At 61.6% G+C, this 19,623-nt stretch carries 18 protein-coding genes; 8 read left to right on the top strand and 10 right to left on the bottom strand.

Annotated elements, in window-relative coordinates:
* Window positions 1–94: 94 nt before the first annotated feature.
* From J1D76_RS04080 to J1D76_RS04065, 4 genes are all read right to left on the bottom strand, one after another.
* Window positions 95–1,414, bottom strand: coding sequence for a leucine-rich repeat-containing protein kinase family protein (locus J1D76_RS04080; protein WP_421137156.1), 1,320 nt, complete (start codon window positions 1,412–1,414; stop codon window positions 95–97).
* A 132-nt stretch (window positions 1,415–1,546) separates the two neighbouring features.
* Complete coding sequence (gene zapE / locus J1D76_RS04075) at window positions 1,547–2,671, bottom strand: cell division protein ZapE (RefSeq protein ID WP_421137155.1); 1,125 nt, start codon at window positions 2,669–2,671, stop codon at window positions 1,547–1,549.
* 137 nt (window positions 2,672–2,808) lie between these two features.
* Entirely contained in the window at window positions 2,809–3,561 is a 753-nt protein-coding gene (locus J1D76_RS04070) for an anti-sigma factor family protein (RefSeq protein ID WP_421137154.1), read from the bottom strand.
* Window positions 3,558–4,064: a sigma-70 family RNA polymerase sigma factor gene (locus J1D76_RS04065; protein ID WP_421137153.1), complete on the bottom strand. Its 507-nt coding sequence runs from the start codon at window positions 4,062–4,064 to the stop codon at window positions 3,558–3,560. The genes J1D76_RS04070 and J1D76_RS04065 overlap by 4 nt, the downstream gene beginning before the upstream one ends.
* A gap of 158 nt (window positions 4,065–4,222) precedes the next feature.
* Here J1D76_RS04065 and J1D76_RS04060 point away from each other — a divergent pair, with 158 nt between their 5' ends.
* Together J1D76_RS04060 and J1D76_RS04055 are read left to right on the top strand one after the other, a co-directional pair.
* The gene (locus J1D76_RS04060; RefSeq protein WP_421137152.1) at window positions 4,223–5,308 is read left to right on the top strand and encodes a catalase family peroxidase; all 1,086 of its coding nucleotides are present in this window, start codon (window positions 4,223–4,225) and stop codon (window positions 5,306–5,308) included.
* Complete coding sequence (locus J1D76_RS04055) at window positions 5,305–5,850, top strand: cytochrome b (RefSeq protein ID WP_421137151.1); 546 nt, start codon at window positions 5,305–5,307, stop codon at window positions 5,848–5,850. Before J1D76_RS04060 ends, J1D76_RS04055 begins: the two co-directional genes overlap by 4 nt.
* An 81-nt stretch (window positions 5,851–5,931) precedes the next feature.
* Here J1D76_RS04055 and J1D76_RS04050 read toward each other — a convergent pair whose 3' ends face one another.
* Window positions 5,932–7,077: a M14 family metallopeptidase gene (locus J1D76_RS04050; RefSeq protein ID WP_421137150.1), complete on the bottom strand. Its 1,146-nt coding sequence runs from the start codon at window positions 7,075–7,077 to the stop codon at window positions 5,932–5,934.
* A gap of 367 nt (window positions 7,078–7,444) precedes the next feature.
* Here J1D76_RS04050 and J1D76_RS04045 point away from each other — a divergent pair, with 367 nt between their 5' ends.
* The 5 genes from J1D76_RS04045 (at window position 7,445) to J1D76_RS04025 (ending at window position 12,201) form a co-directional block, all read left to right on the top strand.
* The gene (locus tag J1D76_RS04045) at window positions 7,445–8,113 is read left to right on the top strand and encodes a GntR family transcriptional regulator (protein ID WP_421137149.1); all 669 of its coding nucleotides are present in this window, start codon (window positions 7,445–7,447) and stop codon (window positions 8,111–8,113) included.
* 79 nt (window positions 8,114–8,192) lie between these two features.
* A complete protein-coding gene (locus J1D76_RS04040; protein ID WP_421137148.1) occupies window positions 8,193–8,999 on the top strand; it encodes an ABC transporter substrate-binding protein in 807 nt (268 codons plus the stop codon).
* Window positions 9,000–9,010: 11 nt separating this feature from the next.
* A complete protein-coding gene (locus tag J1D76_RS04035; RefSeq protein WP_421137147.1) occupies window positions 9,011–9,778 on the top strand; it encodes an amino acid ABC transporter permease in 768 nt (255 codons plus the stop codon).
* Window position 9,779: 1 nt separating this feature from the next.
* Window positions 9,780–10,559 (top strand): amino acid ABC transporter ATP-binding protein, encoded by a 780-nt coding sequence (locus J1D76_RS04030; protein WP_421137146.1) that lies wholly within the window; start codon window positions 9,780–9,782, stop codon window positions 10,557–10,559.
* A 31-nt stretch (window positions 10,560–10,590) separates the two neighbouring features.
* Window positions 10,591–12,201 carry a gamma-glutamyltransferase family protein gene (locus J1D76_RS04025; RefSeq protein WP_421137145.1) on the top strand — a complete coding sequence of 537 codons (1,611 nt, stop codon included), beginning with the start codon at window positions 10,591–10,593 and terminating at the stop codon, window positions 12,199–12,201.
* Between the two features lie 419 nt (window positions 12,202–12,620).
* Here J1D76_RS04025 and J1D76_RS04020 read toward each other — a convergent pair whose 3' ends face one another.
* Complete coding sequence (locus J1D76_RS04020) at window positions 12,621–12,962, bottom strand: DUF6124 family protein (RefSeq protein ID WP_421137144.1); 342 nt, start codon at window positions 12,960–12,962, stop codon at window positions 12,621–12,623.
* A gap of 129 nt (window positions 12,963–13,091) precedes the next feature.
* Between J1D76_RS04020 and J1D76_RS04015 the strand changes: the two genes are divergently transcribed.
* Window positions 13,092–13,739 carry a LexA family protein gene (locus J1D76_RS04015; RefSeq protein ID WP_421137143.1) on the top strand — a complete coding sequence of 216 codons (648 nt, stop codon included), beginning with the start codon at window positions 13,092–13,094 and terminating at the stop codon, window positions 13,737–13,739.
* 39 nt (window positions 13,740–13,778) lie between these two features.
* Here the strand turns inward: J1D76_RS04015 and J1D76_RS04010 are convergent, their stop codons facing one another.
* From J1D76_RS04010 to J1D76_RS03995, 4 genes are all read right to left on the bottom strand, one after another.
* On the bottom strand, window positions 13,779–15,734 hold the full coding sequence (locus tag J1D76_RS04010) for an acetyl/propionyl/methylcrotonyl-CoA carboxylase subunit alpha (protein ID WP_421137142.1): 1,956 nt from the start codon (window positions 15,732–15,734) through the stop codon (window positions 13,779–13,781).
* Complete coding sequence (locus J1D76_RS04005) at window positions 15,734–16,546, bottom strand: gamma-carboxygeranoyl-CoA hydratase (RefSeq protein WP_421137141.1); 813 nt, start codon at window positions 16,544–16,546, stop codon at window positions 15,734–15,736. Before J1D76_RS04005 ends, J1D76_RS04010 begins: the two co-directional genes overlap by 1 nt.
* Window positions 16,547–16,670: 124 nt before the next feature.
* Window positions 16,671–18,278 carry a carboxyl transferase domain-containing protein gene (locus tag J1D76_RS04000; RefSeq protein ID WP_421137140.1) on the bottom strand — a complete coding sequence of 536 codons (1,608 nt, stop codon included), beginning with the start codon at window positions 18,276–18,278 and terminating at the stop codon, window positions 16,671–16,673.
* Window positions 18,279–18,290: 12 nt separating this feature from the next.
* Complete coding sequence (locus J1D76_RS03995; protein ID WP_056724068.1) at window positions 18,291–19,454, bottom strand: isovaleryl-CoA dehydrogenase; 1,164 nt, start codon at window positions 19,452–19,454, stop codon at window positions 18,291–18,293.
* Window positions 19,455–19,623: the final 169 nt, after the last annotated feature.

Below are 19,623 nucleotides of genomic sequence, written 5' to 3'. Positions count from 1 at the left end.
GGGCTTGCCCCCGTTCGGTTGCGCAGCAGCCGTCGCTTTTGGGACGGCTTCGCCGTCCAACGGGGGCAAGCCCCCTCGCCACATTGTTTTGTATTTACAGTTTGAACTCAGCTAATTCCTGGACTATTTCATCAAACCCCGGTCGCGCCAGCACCTGCGGCTGACAGCAACGCCGCTCCAGATCCTCCAGCACCCCACGCTGTTCCTCGCTCAACCCCGAATCAATCCGCACCAGCAATTCCCCCAGCAACACGCCAAACGCCCGCACTTCAATGCGCTGCAAGGCTCGGCTTTCCAGACTGTCGGCAATCGCGTGGAACGACGCGGCGCCAAAGTCCCCGAGCAAGCAATCACCCTGTTCATTCCACAGGATATTGTGCCCGTACAGGTCGCCATGGGTGATGCCGTGACCGTGCAGATGCTCGGCCACCGAGGCGATGCCTGCGGCAATGCGCAGCGCCACCGCTGCACTGAAGCGCAAATCGTCGGGGTAGATGTCGCGGCTGCACGAGGCCAGGCTGGGCAGGGCGGCGAGGTTTTGGTAGCTCGGTGCGATCAGCTGCATCACCAGCCCGGCGGTTTGCTGCGGGTGATCGACAATGCGCCCTTCGACGCGGATCAGGTTCGGGTGCAGGCCTGCGGTGATGCAGGCGTTCATCTCGTGCAGGGGCGAGCCGTCGCTGGTCATTTCGCCCTTATAGAGCTTCACGGCAACATCCATCGGCGGCTGGTCGGCCGCTTGCCAGACGGCTTGATGAATCACCCCGGACGCCCCTTCGCCGAGTTTTTTCGCCAGGCGCAGGGCCGACCAGTCAATGCGCGGCGTGGCATCGAGGGCGGCGGCATCGGCTTCGGTTTCCAGCGGGTTACCGGCGTAGGCCAGCCAGGTCAGGCTGGGCAATTCCAGCAGCCATTGCGGCAAGTCGGTCATGCGGTTGGCAGCGATGCGGATCAGTTCCAGTCGATGGCATTGGCGCAACGACTCGGGCAATGCCTGCAAACGGTTGCCGGCAAGCATGAGTTTTTGCAGCGACGGGCGCTCGCCCAATTCGGTGGGCAAGGTTTCGATGCAGTTGTCGGTGAGAATCAGCCAGCGCAACAGCGGTGGCAGCGCCGCACCGGGCACATCGACGATGCCATTGGCCTTGAAGCCGATCATTGTCAGCGCCGCGCATTGGCCCAGGCAGGCCGGCAACTCGGTGAAGCGGTTATCGGAACAGAACAGCACGCGCAAACGGGTCAGGCGATGCAGGTCCTCGGGCAGTACGCTCAAAGCGTTGCCGCTGAGGTTGAGCACTTCCAGCGAGTCCGCCAGGTCGAAGATCTCCCGAGGGAATTCGGTCAGGCCTTCGACCAGATCCAGGCGCGTGATGCCCGACAACTCGCCAGCACGCAATTGAGCAAGGGTATGCATGAACAGATTCGCCATTGACCAAGGGGAGGGCGCGAGGCCCTGGAAATGCGCGACATGATAGCGGGAAAGCGGCGGTGACTGTCAGGCCGCCTGCCCGCGAAGGGGCCCGTCAATGCAACAAAAAAACCGCCCTCAAGCCGATTCCCGGATCTCAACCAATTGCCCCAACCGGCTGCGGGTGCGCGCCAGGTCTATCGCATCGCCGCCAAGGCTTTCGCGCAGGGAGTGTTGCCCGAGCAAGGTCAGGTGCTTGTCCTGGTCGTACAGCACGTCGATGAGGTTGATGAAACGCTGCTGGACGGCAATCGAGCATTCTCCGACCAGCGGCAGGTCATCGATGATCCAGCGGTCGAAATGGCGGCACAGTTCCAGATAGTCCATGACGGCGGTGGGTTGGTCGCACAGGTCGGCGAAGGTAAAGCCGATGCGCCGGCCTTCGCGCAAACGGGCCTGGAAAAGCCGGGTGCCGACCGGCAGCGATACGGCGGGAGCGGCGTGCGGCGGCAACTCCAGTGCCTGGCGCTGCGTCGCGGTGGCTGGCCACACGTAATGGCCTTGGGTGAACACCTGTTGCGCATGGCTCGGCAACTGGCTGCGATAGTCGTGCGGCCCGCCGACTTCCATCACCTGCATGCGCGCATTGATCAGGTCGATCACCGGTTTGAAGCGTGCGTGGTACAGCGGATTGGGCAGCAGGCCTTCGGGTGGGTAATTGGAGGTCAGGAGCAACAGGATGCCGCGCTGGAACAGGGCCTTGAACAAGCGGGTGATGAGCATCGCATCGCCGATGTCGTGCACATGGAACTCATCGAAACACAGCACCCGGCAATCGCTGAGCAGTTCGTCGAGGGTGAGTGCCAACGCGTCGTCGTGTCCACGGTGCTTGAACATGCCCTGGTGCAGGCGGGCGAAAAATTCATGGAAGTGCAGGCGCTGTTTTTCCACAAGGGGAATGGCCCGAAAAAACCCGTCGAGCAGCCAGCTCTTGCCGCGCCCCACAGCACCGTGCAGGTAAAGGCCGGGAAGGGTTTTCGACGAGCCGCTCATCAGCATCGCGGCATGCCGGGCCATGCAGTCGATGACCCGTTGTTGGCTGTGACTGAGGGTGTAGCCCTGGCCGTGGGCCTTGTGGCGAAAGTAGTCGTGGATGACCTGGCTTGTCGCGGCGCCGGCGGCCGTCGGGGCCTGGCCAAAGAGGCGACGCAACGTGTGCCAGCGTGACGTGAGTCGCTTGCGGATGGGCGGTCTAACGGCCACTGGGGTTTCACCTCGGGTTGGCGGGCAGGCTCCTGGCGCTGCGGCGCCATAGTGTAACCAGAGCAGGGAATCGGCTTCCAGTTGTCCTGCGATCCTGAGCTATCGTCACCTCACCGCTCCCACAGGGACAATGGCAATCAGAATTGCGTGGTCTGCCTGAGCATTTGCGCGGCCGGTGTATCCGTCGGGCTGACCATCGCGTAGTTGTAGCCGCCTCCCGACCAGTACTCGGCCTGCAGTCCGCCGTCGCTGCGGCTGCCACGGGGCAGCAGAAAGTTTTTCGGCCCGGGCGGGCGCACGTAGAAACTGATTTTCTGCCCGCCCTGGTTTTCGTAGACCACCATCGCCGCCGGGCCTTGATCGGTGCTCAGCAGGCGCCCGCTGACCGGTTTGAAACCCGCCTGCGACAGGTCGGGCAGGCGATGGGCTTGGGTGAAGTAGCGGTCGAGCCAGCCCTGCATGTCACCGCCACCGTCGACTGTGTAATCGGCCGGCAACAGGCCTTGCTGGGCAATCAAGCGATAGGCCTGCATCGCGTCGGCCATCGGCGCGGCGCTGCTGAGCAGGGTCATCTCTCGCGCTTGCCAACCGCTGAAACCCCCGACACTGACCGCGATCAACAGCACCGCCGCGCTGGCCAGGTGGCGGCGCGACTGGCGTTTCAGGCGCTGGCGAATCACCACTGGATCAAGGTCGGGGTTGGCCGGTTGCTGCAAGGCGCCGCCGAGGGCCGCGCGCAGTTGCTGGGCGTCGCGTTGCCAGGCGCGTATTTGGGCGTCAACGTCGGGGTTGTTCGCCAGGTACGTTTCGACCAGGCGCCGATCGGCGTCGCTCAGTTGGTGGTCGACGTAGGCATGCAGGTCACGCTCGCTGGGGGGCAGGCTGATCATTTGAGTCTCCGCAGGGAAGGGCGGTTGATTTCGCCATCGCTGAGTTGGCGCAGGGCCTGGCGAGCCCGGGACAGGCGGGACATCACGGTGCCGGTAGGGACATCGAGAATCTCGGCGACCTCTTTGTAGCTCAAGCCTTCCACCGACACCCAGAGCAGCAGCGCGCGTTGTTCGGTGGGCAGTTGATCGAAAGCGCTGAGGGTCGATTGGGCAATGACGGTGCGCTCCACCGAAGGCTGGGCATCATCACGGCCGGTGAAAAAGTCGAGCATGCGTGCGTAGCGCCGGGAGCGGCGGTGGGCATCGAGAAATTGCCGGTAAAGAATCGCAAACAGCCAGGCGCGCAGGTCGCCTTCGGCGCGTTTGCCACCCCAACTCGATAGCGCCCGTTCGAGGCTGGCCTGCACCAGGTCGTCGGCGCTGCTCGGGTTGCGCGTCAAGGACACGGCAAACCGGCGCATGCCGGGAATGATTTCTCTCAATTGTTCGTCGATTTCGTTCATGAAGTGCTGACTAGTCACTACGCTATGGACTAGGAAGACGCCCGAAACCTGAGGTTATTCCACGCCTGAAAAAATAAACACCGCACGAAGGAATAAACCGGCGTGTGGTTCGTCTGCTTGATTCTTCTCACTTGTGGCCGATGGCCCTGGAGTCTTTCATGGTAGATCGATCATCACCGCCGACACGGCCACCCTTGAGTGCGGTGAGCGTGGCGTTGCGCCTGGCGGGCATTGGCGTGGTCGTTGCCGTCGTGGCGGGGGCGTTTGCCTACGTCAATGGCACCTTCGACCCACAGCGCCTGACCCCGAAAAAATTGATCAACGTGCTGGAAACCAACAACGGTGTGCACCCGGGGTTCCGCCGCAACCACTCCAAAGGTGTGTGCGTGATCGGCCATTTCGAGAGCAGCGGGGAGGCGCGCAGCTATTCAAGCGCTCAGGTCTTCAATGAAGCGCGCACGCCGGTGGTAGGGCGTTTCGCCCTGCCGGCCGGCAACCCTTACGCGCCGGACAATGCGGTGCCGATTCGCAGTATGGCGTTGCGCTTTACCCAGGCTAACGGCCAGCAGTGGCGCACCGGGATGAACAGCATGCCGGTGTTCCCGGTGGGCACGCCCGAAGCGTTCTACCAGTTTCAACAAGCCCAGTCGCCGGACCCCGCGACCGGCAAACCCGATCCCAAGGCCGTGCCCGCGTTCTTCGGCGCGCACCCCGAGTCCGCGCCGTTTCTGGCCTGGGTCAAGACGGCCAAGCCGTCGGCCAGTTACGTCACGGAAACCTACAACAGCGTCAATGCGTTTTACCTGGTCAACGCCGCCGGCCAAAAGCAAGCCGTTCGCTGGAGCATGGTGCCAGTGGCTCAGGACGCACCGGGTGCGAGCGCGCCATCGGGCAATGATTTCCTCGAGAAGGACCTGGTAGAACGTATCGCCGCCGGCCCGTTGCGTTGGCAATTGAACATCACCCTGGCCAACCCGGGGGACCCGGTCAACGATGCGAGCAAGGCCTGGCCCGAAGGGCGCAAGGTGTTGAACGCCGGCACCCTGGTGCTGGAAAAGGAACAGCCGCAACTCAACGGCGAATGCCGTGACATCAACTACGACCCGCTGGTGTTGCCGGCCGGCATAGAAGGTTCCGACGACCCATTGCTCACCGCGCGTTCAGCCGGTTACGCCAATTCCTACCTGCGCCGCACCAGCGAAGTCAGCCAGTTGCCCGCCGCCAAACCGGAGGCCCAGCAATGAGCACTCAACCGACCCACTTCGCCCCCTTGGCGCGCCTGCTGCACTGGCTGATGGCGCTGATGATCCTCGCGATGCTGTTCATTGGCGCCGGCATGGTTGCCTCGGTGTCCGAGCGTCATGAGTGGTTGATTCACCTGCACAAACCCCTGGGCGTCGCGATCCTGCTGTTAGTGATCGTGCGGTTGGTGGTGCGTTTTTCCACCACGCAGCCACCGCTGCCGGCGGACTTGCCGGCCGTGCAGGTTCTCGCGGCCAAGGCCTCGCATGTGTTGTTGTATGCATTGATGCTGGTGTTGCCACTGCTGGGCTGGGCGATGATTTCGGCGTCGGGCGAACCGGTGATGCTCAGCAGTTCGCTGCAACTACCGTCGATCCTGCCGGCGAATGCGCAGGTGTTTGCGTTTTTGCGCAAGGCACACGGGTACCTGGCGTACCTGCTGTTCCTGACCGTGTTGCTGCATTTGGCAGCAGCGTTGTTCCACGGTTGGGTGCGCCGTGACGAGGTGCTGGACAGCATGTTGCGGGGCAAGGACAGCGATTAAGAGGACGCGGGTCAATAATTGTGGCGAGGGGGCTTGCCCCCTCGCCACAGGTACTTCGGTTGCAGCTTGTATGAGGTTAAATCAGCGCAAGGTATCAACCATATCGGCCAGGGTGGTCAGTACATCCTTGCCCAGTTGCTTGGAACGCTTACCCGACCAACCGGTTTGCGCGTTCGGGTGGTCGTCGTGGTCCTTGAAGGGCATTTCCAGGGTCAGCGCCAGGCAGTCGAACTTCTGCCCCACACTGTTGCAGGCCAGGGTCATGTTGGCTTTGCCCGGTTCGTCACGTACGTAGCCGTACTTGGTCTGGAAGTCCTTGGTGGTGTGCTTCAGGTGCGTGCGGAAATGCTCTTCGAGCTTTTCCAGGCGCGGGGTGTAGCCCGGATTGCCTTCGCAACCGGCCGTGAACACGTGGGGGATTTCCTCATCGCCGTGCACGTCGAGGAACATGTCGACGCCGTATTTTTCCATCTGCTGCTGGACGAACAAGACTTCCGGGCTGATGTCCTGGCTGGCGCTCTGCCAGGCGCGGTTCAGGTCCTGGCCCATGGCGTTGGTGCGCAGGTGACCGTGGAACGCACCGTCCGGGTTCATGTTGGGCACCAGGTACAGGTCGGCGCCGGCCAGCAGTTTGTTCAACACCGGATCGTCGTGTCTTTCGAGGCGTTCGATCACGCCTTCCATGAACCATTCGGCCATGTGTTCGCCCGGATGCTGCTGGGCAATCATCCACACCTTGCGTCGGCCTTCGGCACCGGTGCCTTTGCGCAATAACTGGATGTCGCGACCCTCGACACTTTTGCCGGTGGCCAGCAACTCGGTGCCGGCCTTGTTCAGCGCCTGCTCGATCAGCCAGTCGTGGCGACCACGGCTGTAGGGCTCGAAGTAGGCGAACCAGGCGTGGGTCTGCTCGGCTTCTAGGCTGAAACGCAGGCAGTCGCCTTCGAAAATGGTCGGCACGCGGAACCAGTTGACGTGGTCGTAGGACGCGACCGCCTGATAGCCGGTCCAGGCCTTGTTATAGGACGATTGGCTGGCGTTGTTCAGGCGAAACCAGTGGTCTTGGCCAACGTGCAGGCCGCTGGCCTTGAAGTGAAACCACTGGAAATGATTGCTTTTGGTGTCGGGGCGGATCGCCAGCAGGGGCTTGAGCGGGTCGCTGACGTCGATCACCTGGATGTTGCCGCTGTCGAAGTTGGCAGTGATGTCGAGAGAAGGTTTAGCCACGGTGGGGTTCCTGATCAAAATGCTTATGGCGGCTACTTTACACGCAAGCGCAGGGCCGTAGGAGCGTAGAAAAACCGCCTCATCCCCCAAGGCATCTGTTCACGTTGCGACTCAAGGTTTGCCGCGAAGTCCTCTACCCAAGCGTAGCGATCATCCGTGTTACCACCAGCACCGTTTTGGGGCCGTCCGGTGACAGGATGGGGCATTTCGACTCGCCCCATTCATTAGCGTTGAGAATTAGCTGCTGTCCTGTGCGCCCGATACCTTTGTGTAATCAAACACCTGCATTCGAATCGCCGGATCTGGCATGCAATGTGCTGTTTTGGCTTTATGGATAATTGGATACAAAAATACAAAAGGTGCCCCGATGAAATTTGCCCCTGCCTATACCGAGCGCCAGCCTGTGACTGCTGAGGAGGAGGCTTACAACTTCCTGCTGGAGGCCATTTGCAAAGGTCGTTACCGCACCGGCGAACGGCTGATCGCCGAGGACATCGCCGGTGAAATCGGCATGAGCCGCATGCCGGTGCGCGAAGCGTTCCGCCGTCTGGACGCCGATGGCCTGGTGACGTTGCGGCCCAACCGCGGCGCCATCGTACGGGGGCTGAACATCGACGAAATGCGCGAGGTGTTCGAGATGCGCAGTGCCCTCGAGGGGCTCGCCATCCGGGTGGCGGTCAGCAACATGACCGAGCGCCATTTCAGCCATCTGGAGCGCCTGCTCGACGAGATGGACGACTACCGCGAGGACGGTGCCGAGTGGGTCAGCCGCCATCGCGCCTTTCATGAATACCTGTGCAGCCTGAGCGAGCGCCCGCGCCTGATGCGGCAAATTTCGGCGCTGTATTCGGTGATCGAACCGCACATGCGCCTCTGGCTGCAACACGCCGACAAGCCCCGCAGTGCCCGCGATGAACACGCCTCGATCGTGACCGCGTTGCGCTCCGGCGATCCGGAAAAAGCCGCCGCGGTGGTGTGCGAGCACATCGAAGGCACGATTCCGCGGTTGATCCAGTTTCTCGAGGCTCATCAATAGACAGAGCCGTTCTGCCCAGCGATTTGCGGTTGTTGTGATTTTGCGTAACCCCGTTACCTCACCTGACTGGAGTATTGCCATGCACAAGCCTTGCGCGTTAGCTGCTGTCCTTTCTTTATGCCTCTGCTCGCAATGGGCGCTGGCGGCTCCTGAACTTCCGGAACGACTGAGCAAGAGCGAGAAGATCGTCTATTGCTCCGGCATGGATTCGCCACCGCTGGTGTCGTTCGACCTCAAGCAAAAACCGGTCGGGCTGCAGGTGGACATGGGCGAGGCGATTGCCCAGCGCCTGGGTGACAAAAAAGTCGAGTGGCGGATCTCTCCGTTTGCCGGGCTGATTCCGGCGCTGCTGGCGCAACAGTGCGACATGATCGTCGATCAACTATTCGATAAACCCGAGCGCCGCGAGGTGATCGACATCGTTAACTTCATGTATTCCAGCCAGTCCATTGTGGTGCCCAAGGGCAATCCGAAATCGGTGAACACGCTGGAAGATTTGTCGGGGCTCAAGGTCGCGGTCAGTAACGGTTCGACCATTCGGGTACTGCTGGGCAAAGAGAACGAAAAACTCGAAGCGGCGGGCAAGCCACCGATGAAACTGGTGGTCTACAACGTCGACGCCGATGCGTTCCAGGCCTTGCGCATCAACCAGGTCGACGCATTCGGCACCACGGTCGAATCGGCTGGTCACTACCAGCAACTCGCCCCGGACTTGTTCCAATCCGCGGTGCCGGCCTTCAACCGCATCCTGACCGGTTTCGGTGTACGCAAAAGCGATCCGCAATTGACCGTCGCGTTGACCGAAGTCCTGCAAGGCATGCGCGCCGACGGCAGTTACGAGGCGCTCCTCAGTAAATGGCATGTCGGCAGCGACAAACTGGACTGAGGGCGAACCTGATGAATTTCAATTGGGATGTGTTCTGGCAGTACCTGTTGCAACCCAGCGACGTGTACCTGACGGGGTTGTGGCTGACGTGCCTGATCAGTGTGTCGGCGATGTTGCTCGGCTGCGTATTGGGGTTGATCGCGGCGCTGATGAAGCTGTCGAGCAACCCGCTGTTGCAATACCCGGTGCGCTTTTATGTCTGGCTGATGCGCGGCACGCCGCTGTTGGTACAGATCGTGTTTTTGTACACGGCGTTGGCGGCGGGGGGGATTTTCCGCTTTGAAGACCTGGACCTCGGCTGGTTCATCGTGCCGGGCAACATCCAGGCGGCGATCATCGCCCTGGGCCTTAACGAAGGCGCGTACATGGCCGAGATCATTCGGGCCGGTATCGGTGCAGTGGACAAGGGCCAGTACGAAGCCGGTCGTTCGCTGGGCATGACGTTCCCCAAGTTGATGCGACGCATCGTTTTGCCGCAAGCCTTCCGGGTCATCGTTCCGCCGCTGGGCAACGAGTTCAACGTGATGCTTAAAAACACCACGTTGGTCAGCGTAATCGGCGTGCAGGAATTGCTGCTGAGCACGCAAATGGTGACCTCGGCGACGTTCCGGGTGTTCGAGTTGTACCTGGTCGTGGCCATTTACTTCCTGGCACTGACCACGCTCTGGGGCTTTTTCCAGCGCTGGCTGGAAACACGCTTCGGCCAGTCCGATCGCCCGGCGCCGGCCGCCAGCCGGATGTTCGGTCGAAATGCCATGAAACTGTTGAGGGGGCGTTGAGATGGCGCACATGAGTGAAGAACTGGTCATCGAAGCGCTGGATATTCACAAGTCGTTTGGTGACCTGGAGATTCTCAAGGGCATTTCGCTGCAAGTGAAACGCGGCGAAGTGGTGGTGCTGATCGGGGCCTCCGGTTCGGGCAAAACCACGTTTATTCGCTGCATCAATCTGCTTGAGGACATTCAGTCCGGACAGATCCGCGTCAACGGCCAGCCCATGGGTTACCGCACCCGTGCCGACGGCAGCCTGGCGCGAGACTCGGAGCGCAACATTGCTCGCCAGCGCCGGGACATCGGCATGGTGTTCCAGCGCTTCAATCTGTTTCCGCACATGACGGCCCTGGAAAACATCATCGAGGCGCCGATCCAAGTACTGGGCGTGGCACGTGCGGCAGCGATGGAGCAGGCACGCGCATTGCTCAAGCGAGTCGGGCTGGCCGAGAAGGCGGATCACTACCCTTCAATGTTGTCCGGCGGACAGCAGCAACGGGTGGCCATCGCCCGGGCGCTGGCGATGAAACCCCAAGCCATGTTGTTCGACGAGCCCACCAGCGCCCTCGACCCGGAGACGGTGGGTGAGGTGCTGCAAGTGATGAAGGAGCTGGCCGAGGAGGGCATGACCATGGTCGTGGTCACCCACGAAATGGGCTTTGCCCGCGAAGTGGCCGACCGGGTAGTGGTGCTCGATCAAGGCGAACTGATCGAGCAGGGCCCGCCCGAGCAGATTTTCAGTCAACCGAGCCATGCCCGTACCCGGGCGTTCCTCAGTCGCGTGCTTTGAACCCTTCAAACAAATGAGTGTGAGTCCTGCCATGTTCAAGTTTTCTGCCCATGAGTACCCCTACGCCTCACAACGCCAAAGTGTTTTCGCCAAGCGCGGCATGGTCGCCGCCTCGCAACCGCTGGCGGCCGAAGCCGGGATTGAAATGATGCGTCGTGGCGGCAATGCCATCGATGCGGCCATCGCCACGGCGGCGGCATTGACGGTGGTTGAGCCCACCGGTTGTGGCATCGGCGGCGATGCCTTTGCGCTGGTGTGGGTGAAGAACAAACTGCATGGCCTGGCCGCCAATGGCGCCGCTCCGCAAGCCCTGAGCATTGAGGCCGTGAAAGCAGCCGGTCATGAAAAAATGCCCTTGCATGGCTGGACGCCGGTGACAGTGCCGGGCTGCCCATCGGCCTGGGCCGAGTTGTCCCGGCGCTTCGGACGACTGCCGTTTGCTGACCTGCTACAACCCGCGATCAGTCTGGCGAAGGATGGTTTTCCCGTCTCGCCGGTCGTGGCCTTGCAATGGCAAACCGCGCTGGAAGTGTTCACCCCGGACCGCAGCGCGGTGCTTGAAAGCTGGTTCGAAACCTTTCTGATTGAAGGCCGCGCGCCCCGTGCCGGCGAGCTGTTTCGCAATCCGGCCCAGGCACGTACGTTGAGCGAACTCGCCGCCACCGAATGTGAAAGCTTGTATCGCGGCGCGCTGGCGCAAAGGCTGGATGCCCATTCCCGGGCCACGGGTGGCTACTTGCGCGCCAGTGACTTGCGCGATTACCGCGCCCAATGGGTGGAGCCGATCAAGGTCAATTACCGCGGGGTCGATGTCTGGGAGATTCCGCCGAGCGGCCAGGGCCTTGTCGCCTTGATGGCGTTGAAGATCCTCGAAGGCTTTGACTTCGACCACCGCGACAGCCAACAGACCTGGCATCGCCAGCTCGAAGCGATGAAGCTCGCCTACAGCGATGGCTTGCACTACATCACCGACCCCGAGCACATGCGGGTCGCGGTGGCTGATTTGCTGAGCGATCACTACAGCGCTCATCGCCGGGCGCAAATCGGCGAACAGGCCTTGGCGCCAACGCCAGGTGATCCTCACGCCAGTGGCACCGTCTACCTGGCCACCGCCGATGAAGAAGGCAACATGGTGTCGTTCATCCAGAGCAACTATCACGGCTTTGGCTCCGGGGTGGTACTGCCTGACAGCGGTATCGCCCTGCAAAACCGCGGCGAAGAGTTCAGCCTTGATCCTGGGCATTGCAATTGCCTGGTGCCCGGCAAGAAGACCTTTCACACCATCATTCCGGGCTTCCTGTCCAGGGACGGTGAAGCCATGGGTCCCTTTGGGGTCATGGGTGGTTACATGCAGCCGCAGGGACATGTGCAGATGGTCATGAACCTGGTGGATTTCGGGCTCAACCCACAAGCCGCACTGGACGCACCGCGTTGGCAATGGCTGGGGGAGAAGATGGTCGGTATTGAGCAGGACGCTTCGCGAGACATGGCGGCGGCACTGGCGCGTCGCGGGCACGAGGTTCAGGTGGTGTGCGATCTCACCAGCTACGGGCGCGGGCAAATTATCTTGCGCGACCCTGAAACCGGCGTGTTATGCGGTGGGACAGAGCCGCGAACGGACTCACATATCGCGGTGTATTGAGGCGCGAGGCGTTTTGGGGGAAGCGTCAAGGGGGGGGCGTCCTCCTTGACGCTGTCGCAGCTTAGAGAGTGTGCGATTGATTCTCAAGTGCTGTTTGTCGGTGGTTTGATCCAGTGACGCCGGGCTTCGCTTGCCAACCGGTATTGGTTTGATATCATGCGCGCCATCGAATTTGCGACACCCAAAAAGACTTCATTAGCCTGAAGCCAAAGCCAGAAAACTGGCAAAAAAAGACCCGGCAAAAAGCCGGGTCAAAAACCGTGATTAGCCTGATGAGGAGATAGTCCAGGAGACCGACCTAAGGTCACCTGGTCCATCGACTGATCTCGCGACCAGCTGATGCAATAATAATCATTCTCGTTTGTGAGTCAAACGTTTTACCTGCGCGACAGGAAAATTCTTTTCCTGTCCTTCTCGCCTCATCCGTTTTCATAGCCTTCCAGCGATCGATCAACCATGGCCCTTGCCATGTCGATCATGTGCACCGTCGAAAAAGCCAGGTCTCGTTCTGCGCCTTGCAGGTGATTGGCGGACTCGTTCGCGGTGGCGGCGGCACAGCGCAGCAGGTCTGATGCATAGAGCAACGCCTCTTCACCGCTGATGTTGCGGTTCACATTGAAAAATCGCGGCTCGGCCACTTCCTCTGAAACAGCTGGTTTCAAGTAATAATCCAGCGCACGTTGCGCCGCTGCCACGCCCAGGGGCGAGGTGAGGGAAGTGTCGATTTGCAATTCGGGCAGGTCGTTGGCGGTTGAGTTCATGGCGATGGCAAGCTCCGTGTTAGATTCAGATCCGTGAATCGATCCTAGTACGAACTGTATTTGTGACGATAAATTAAATACTACAATTTGTGTTTTGATGGCCGGAGTCGCCCACGTATCGTGCCGCACATGGATAAATGGATTGAATTGGTCAAGGCCAAGATGAGTGAGCTCAAGATCACTCAAGAGATACTCGCCGAGCGCCTCGGGATGTCCCAGGGCGGCATCGGCCACTGGCTCAACAAGCGCCGGGAACCCGGTATCGAGGACATGAACCGTGTCCTGCAGGCGTTGGGTCTCGGCTTTCTTGAAGTGGCGCTGGTGATCCGCGAACCGCAGGTTTCTTCGCAGGACGACGCCCCGCTGACGCACAAGTACAACCCGTACTTCCGCTACCCCATCAGTGACTGGCGCGCACCTGCTGAAGCACGCGAAGGCGAGGTCGCAGTGTATGGCAAGGGGCTTTTCGAACTGTCCGACTACCACGCTCGTGGCCCGGCGTTCTGGTTGAGAGTGGCCGGCGATGCGATGACTGCGCCCAATGGCACCAGCATCCCGGAAGGCATGTTGATCCTGGTGGACCCGGCCGTGGACGCCGCGCCTGGAAAACTGGTGATTGCCCAGTGGCCGGAGAGTGCCGAGGCGACATTTCGCAAGTTCATCGAAGAGGGCGGGCAGCGTTATCTGGTCCCGCTCAATCCGACGTATCCGAAGACCTTGTACACCGACGACTGTCGAATCATCGGTGTGGTGGTTCAGGCAACCGCCAAGTTCTGATCAGATCGGTCCTTGCAATGCGTCGGACCGATCTTCATTTCAGGCTTCTTCCAGCTCGACCAGCGCGCTGCCTTCGCTGACCATCTCGCCTTCCTGGCAATACAGCGCCTTGATCACCCCGGCGTGGGGCGCGCGGACGCTGTGCTCCATCTTCATCGCTTCCAGGACCACCAATTGCGCCCCGGCTTCGACCGATTGCCCGGCCTCCACCAGCACGCGCACGATGCTGCCGTTCATGGGGGCAGTCAGCCCGCCCTGATGGCTGTGGCTGGCCTCGACGGCGCTGATCGGGTCGTAGGCTTCGATGCGACGCAACTCGCCATCCCACTGCAAATACACGTATTCGCCACGACGGATGGCCCGATGCTGACGACGCACGCCTTCGTGCTCGGTCAACAGTTGCTCACCCTTGAGGTGTGCGCTGTGGGCATCGATGTCGCCCAGGGTCAGTGCGCGGTCCTGGCCTTCACAGCTCAGGTGAAGGGTGATCTCTCTCGGCAAACCCGCACGCAATCCGCTACGCGCCGCCCATGGCGAACTCGGGTCATCGGCGCGAGTAGTCTGCACCTGGCTCTGGGCAAAGGCCTGTGCAGCGGCCTGCCAGAAATCATCGCTGAGTGATGCGGGCGCTGGCAGCAATTGTTCCTGGTAACGGGGAATGAAACCGGTATCGAGTTCGGCCGCAGCAAACGCCGGATGGCCGACAATGCGGCGCAGGAAATTGATGTTGGTCTTCAACCCGCCGATGGCGAATTCGTCGAGCATGCTCAGCAGACGCAAGCGCGCCTGTTCACGGTCCTCGCCCCAGGCAATCAACTTGCCGAGCATCGGGTCGTAGAACGGCGAGATCTCATCGCCTTCTTCAACACCGCTGTCCACGCGACGCCCCGGCCCTTGGGCGGATTCGCGATACAGCTCCAGGCGACCGGTGGCCGGCAGGAAGTCATTGGCCGGATCTTCGGCATACAGCCGCACTTCGATCGCGTGACCGATCAGCGGCACTTGCTCCTGGGTCATTGGCAGTGCTTCGCCGCGGGCCACGCGAATCTGCCAGGCCACCAGGTCGAGGCCGGTGATGGCTTCAGTGACCGGGTGTTCCACTTGCAGGCGGGTGTTCATCTCCATGAAGAAGAACTCGCCACGCGCATCCAGCAAAAACTCCACGGTGCCGGCGCCGACATAACCGATGGCCTGCGCCGACCGCACGGCGGCCTCGCCCATGGCGCGCCGCAGTTGCGGGCTCAGGCCTGGCGCAGGGGCTTCTTCGACGACTTTCTGGTGACGTCGTTGAATCGAGCAGTCACGTTCATTGAGGTACAGGCAGTTGCCGTGCTGGTCGGCAAACACCTGGATTTCCACGTGACGCGGCTTGAGCAGGTATTTCTCCACCAGCATCCGGGAATCGCCGAACGACGATTGCGCCTCACGCTGGGCCGAGGCCAGGGCTTCGGCCAGTTGGCTGACGTCCTCGACCACTTTCATGCCTTTGCCGCCGCCACCGGCCGTGGCCTTGAGCAACACCGGGTAGCCAATGCGTTCGCAAGCGGCGCGGAAGGTTTCCAGGTCCTGGGCTTCGCCGTGATAGCCCGGCACCAACGGCACGCCGGCGGTTTCCATCAAGGCTTTGGCGGCGGATTTGCTGCCCATCGCGTCGATGGCCGAGGCGGGCGGGCCGAGAAAGATCAGGCCGGCGTTTTCGATGGCGCGGGCGAACCCGGCGTTCTCCGACAAAAAACCGTAGCCGGGGTGAATCGCCTGGGCGCCGCTGGCCTTGGCGGCGGCGATCAGTTTGTCGATCTGCAAGTAACTGTCGGCGGCTTTGCTGCCGCCGAGGTCGACACGAATGTCGGCCTCGCGGCTGTGTCGGGCTTCACGGTCGGTGGCGCTGTGCACGGCCACGGTGGTCAGGCCCAGGGCCTTGGCGGTGCGCATCACCCGGCAAGCGATTTCGCCCCGGTTGGCCACCAGCAGGGTAGTGAGGACAGGTGCGCTCATCAGCGGGGCTCCTTGGTCGATTCGGTTTGCCAGCTCGGCGCACGTTTTTGCAGGAAGGTACGCAAACCTTCCTGGCCTTCGGCGCTGACACGGATGCGGGCGATGGCGTTTTCGGTGTAGCGACGCAGTGCCGGTGTCAGTGAGCCGTCGCCGACTTCGCGTAGCAATTCCTTGCTGGCGCGCATGGCTGCCGGGCTGTTGAGCAGCAGGTTATCAACCCACTGCTCGACCTTCTGTTCCAGTTCGGCCTGCGGATAGCTGTCCGACAACAAGCCGATCTCACGCGCCCGTTGCCCGCCGAAACGCTCGGCAGTCAGGGCGTAGCGACGCGTGGCGCGTTCGCCAATGGCCTGGACAACAAACGGGCTGATCACGGCCGGCGCCAGGCCGATGCGCACTTCCGACAGGCAGAACTGCGCGTCATCGGCACCGATGGCCATGTCGCAGCAACTGATCAGGCCCAGCGCGCCACCGAACGCGGCGCCTTGCACCACGGCCAGGGTCGGGATTTTCAGTTTCGCCAGGTTGTACATCAACTCCGCCAGCTCCCGGGCGTCGTCGAGATTGGTGGCGTAATCGAGTTCGGCTGATTGCTGCATCCAGGCCAGGTCAGCGCCGGCACTGAAATGTTTGCCACGGCCACGCACGATCAAGAAGCGCAGGCTGGCATCGCTCGCGACGGCGTCGAGGGCGAGGATCAGTTCGCGGATCATTTCGGCGTTGAAGGCGTTGTTCTTTTCTTCACGGCTGAGCCACAGGGTGGCGAACCCCCTTGGGTCGCTCAGCAGTTCGAGGGTGTTGAAGTCGCTCATGTTCTTTCATTCTCCACGGCACTTGTAGGCGCGAGCCTGCTCGCGATGAACCAAAGCGCGGCGCGTTGATTCAGGCAGCACGCGTTATCGTTAACGTCCATCGCGAGCAGGCTCGCTCCTACAGTTACATCCGGAACACGCCGAAGCGGCTCGGTTCGATTGGCGCGTTCAACGACGCGGACAAGGCCAGGGCCAGTACGTCGCGGGTCTGGGCCGGGTCGATGACCCCGTCGTCCCACAGGCGCGCGCTGGAATAGTAGGGATGACCCTGTTCTTCGTACTGGTCGAGGATCGGCTGCTTGATCTCGGCTTCCTGCTCGGCGCTGAACCCCTGACCACTGCGTTCGGCCTGTTCACGCTTGACCTGCACCAACACACCCGCCGCCTGTTCGGCGCCCATCACGCCAATGCGCGCATTCGGCCACATCCACAAGAAGCGCGGATCGTAGGCGCGGCCGCACATGCCGTAGTTACCAGCGCCGAAGCTGCCGCCGATGATCACGGTGAACTTCGGCACTTTGGCGCAAGCTACCGCCGTCACCAGTTTCGCGCCGTGCTTGGCGATGCCGCCGGCTTCGTATTTCTGGCCGACCATGAAGCCGGTGATGTTCTGCAGGAACAGCAGCGGGATACCGCGCTGGCACGCCAGCTCGATGAAGTGCGCACCTTTCTGCGCCGCTTCAGCGAACAGGATGCCGTTGTTGGCGAGGATCGCGATCGGATAGCCGTGCAGGTGGGCGAAACCGCACACCAACGTGGTGCCGAACAGCGCCTTGAATTCATCGAACACCGAACCGTCCACCAGCCGCGCGATGACTTCACGCACGTCAAACGGTTGCTTGGCGTCGGCCGAGACCACGCCGTACAGCTCGTCGCTGCTGTACAGCGGCGCAATCGGTGCGCGTTGCTGCACGTCGCCGAGCTTGCGCCAGTTGAGGTTGGCGATGCTGCGGCGGGCAAGGGCGAGGGCGTGTTCGTCGCTCTCGGCGTAATGGTCGGCCACGCCGGAGATCTTGCAGTGCACGTCGGCACCACCGAGGTCTTCGGCGCTGACCACTTCACCGGTCGCGGCTTTCACCAGCGGTGGGCCAGCGAGGAAGATCGTCGCCTGGTTGCGCACCATGATCGCTTCGTCGGCCATCGCCGGCACATAGGCGCCGCCCGCGGTGCAGGAACCCATGACGACGGCAATCTGCGGAATGCCCATCGCACTCATGTTGGCCTGGTTGAAGAAGATCCGCCCGAAGTGCTCGCGGTCCGGAAACACTTCATCCTGGCGCGGCAGGTTGGCGCCACCGGAATCCACCAGGTAAATGCACGGCAGGCGATTCTGCTGGGCGATGGCCTGGGCACGCAGATGTTTTTTCACGGTCAGCGGGTAATACGAACCGCCCTTCACCGTGGCATCGTTGGCGACGATCATGCATTCGACGCCTTCCACGCGACCGATCCCGGCGATCACGCCAGCGGCCGGAACGTCCTCGCCATACACCGCGTAGGCCGCCAGTTGGCTGATTTCCAGGAATGGCGAACCTGGATCGAGCAAACGATTGATGCGCTCGCGAGGCAGCAATTTGCCGCGCGAGGTGTGGCGTTCCTGAGCCTTCGGGCCGCCACCTTGCGCCACTTGGGCGAGCAGGGTGTGCAAGGCGTCGACCTGTTTACGCATCGCCGCGCTATTGGCCGCGAACTCCGCTGAGCGGGGGTTGAGCTGAGTGTGCAGGGTAGCCATGGACAGCTCCGTTTAGCGGGTTTCGTTGAACAGTTCGCGACCGATCAGCATGCGACGGATCTCACTGGTGCCGGCGCCGATTTCGTACAGCTTGGCGTCACGCAACAGACGGCCTGCCGGGAATTCGTTGATGTAGCCGTTGCCACCGAGAATCTGGATCGCGTCGAGGGCCATTTGCGTGGCGCGCTCAGCGCTGTAGAGGATCACGCCGGCGGCGTCCTTGCGCGTGGTTTCGCCGCGCTCGCAGGCCTGGGCCACGGCGTACAGGTAGGCGCGGCTGGCGTTGAGTTGGGTGTACATGTCGGCGACCTTTCCCTGGATCAGCTGGAACTCGCCGATGCTTTGGCCGAACTGCTTGCGGTCGTGGATGTACGGCACGATCAGGTCCATGCACGCTTGCATGATCCCGGTCGGGCCGCCGGAGAGCACGACGCGCTCGTAGTCGAGGCCGCTCATCAGCACTTTCACGCCGCCGTTGAGTACGCCGAGAATGTTTTCTTCCGGCACTTCGACGTCGTCGAAGAACAGCTCGCAGGTGTTCGAACCGCGCATGCCGAGCTTGTCGAACTTGTTGCTGCGGCTGAATCCTTTCCAGTCGCGCTCGACAATGAATGCGGTGATGCCGTGAGGGCCTTTTTCCAGGTCGGTCTTGGCGTAGATCACGTAAGTGTTGGCGTCGGGGCCGTTGGTGATCCAGGTCTTGCTGCCGTTGAGCACGTACTTGTCGCCGCGTTTATCGGCACGCAGTTTCATCGAGACCACGTCAGAACCGGCGTTCGGCTCGCTCATGGCCAGGGCACCGATGTGCTCGCCGCTGATCAGCTTGGGCAGGTATTTGGCTTTCTGTTCATGATTGCCGTTGCGGTTGATCTGGTTGACGCAGAGGTTGGAGTGCGCGCCGTAGGACAACGCCACCGAGGCCGAGCCGCGGCTGATCTCCTCCATCGCGACCACGTGGGCCAGGTAACCCAGGCCAGCGCCGCCGTACTCTTCCGGCACGGTAATGCCCAGCAGGCCCATGTCGCCGAATTTGCGCCACAGGTCGGCGGGGAACAGGTTGTCGATGTCGATCTGAGCGGCGCGCGGGGCGATCTCTTTGGCGACGAAGGACTGAACCTGATCGCGCAGCATGTCGATGGTTTCACCGAGGGCAAAGTTCAGGGATGGATAGCTCATGGGTCACCTTTTGGCTTTTTTGTAGGGTGGGGAGGGCCGTGATAGGGTTCTCACCTTTACGTTAACGTAAGCCTGTGACGAATGGCTGTCAATCACCCTTTACGTTAACGTCAACTTGAGCGAGAGTAGGGCCAGTTCAGAAAAGACCAGCGGCGCTTTTCTGTGGCGA

Source organism: Pseudomonas sp. NFX15 (genome assembly GCF_049132105.1).
Lineage (GTDB): Bacteria > Pseudomonadota > Gammaproteobacteria > Pseudomonadales > Pseudomonadaceae > Aquipseudomonas.
This window is presented reverse-complemented; position numbering and strand designations above follow the sequence as displayed.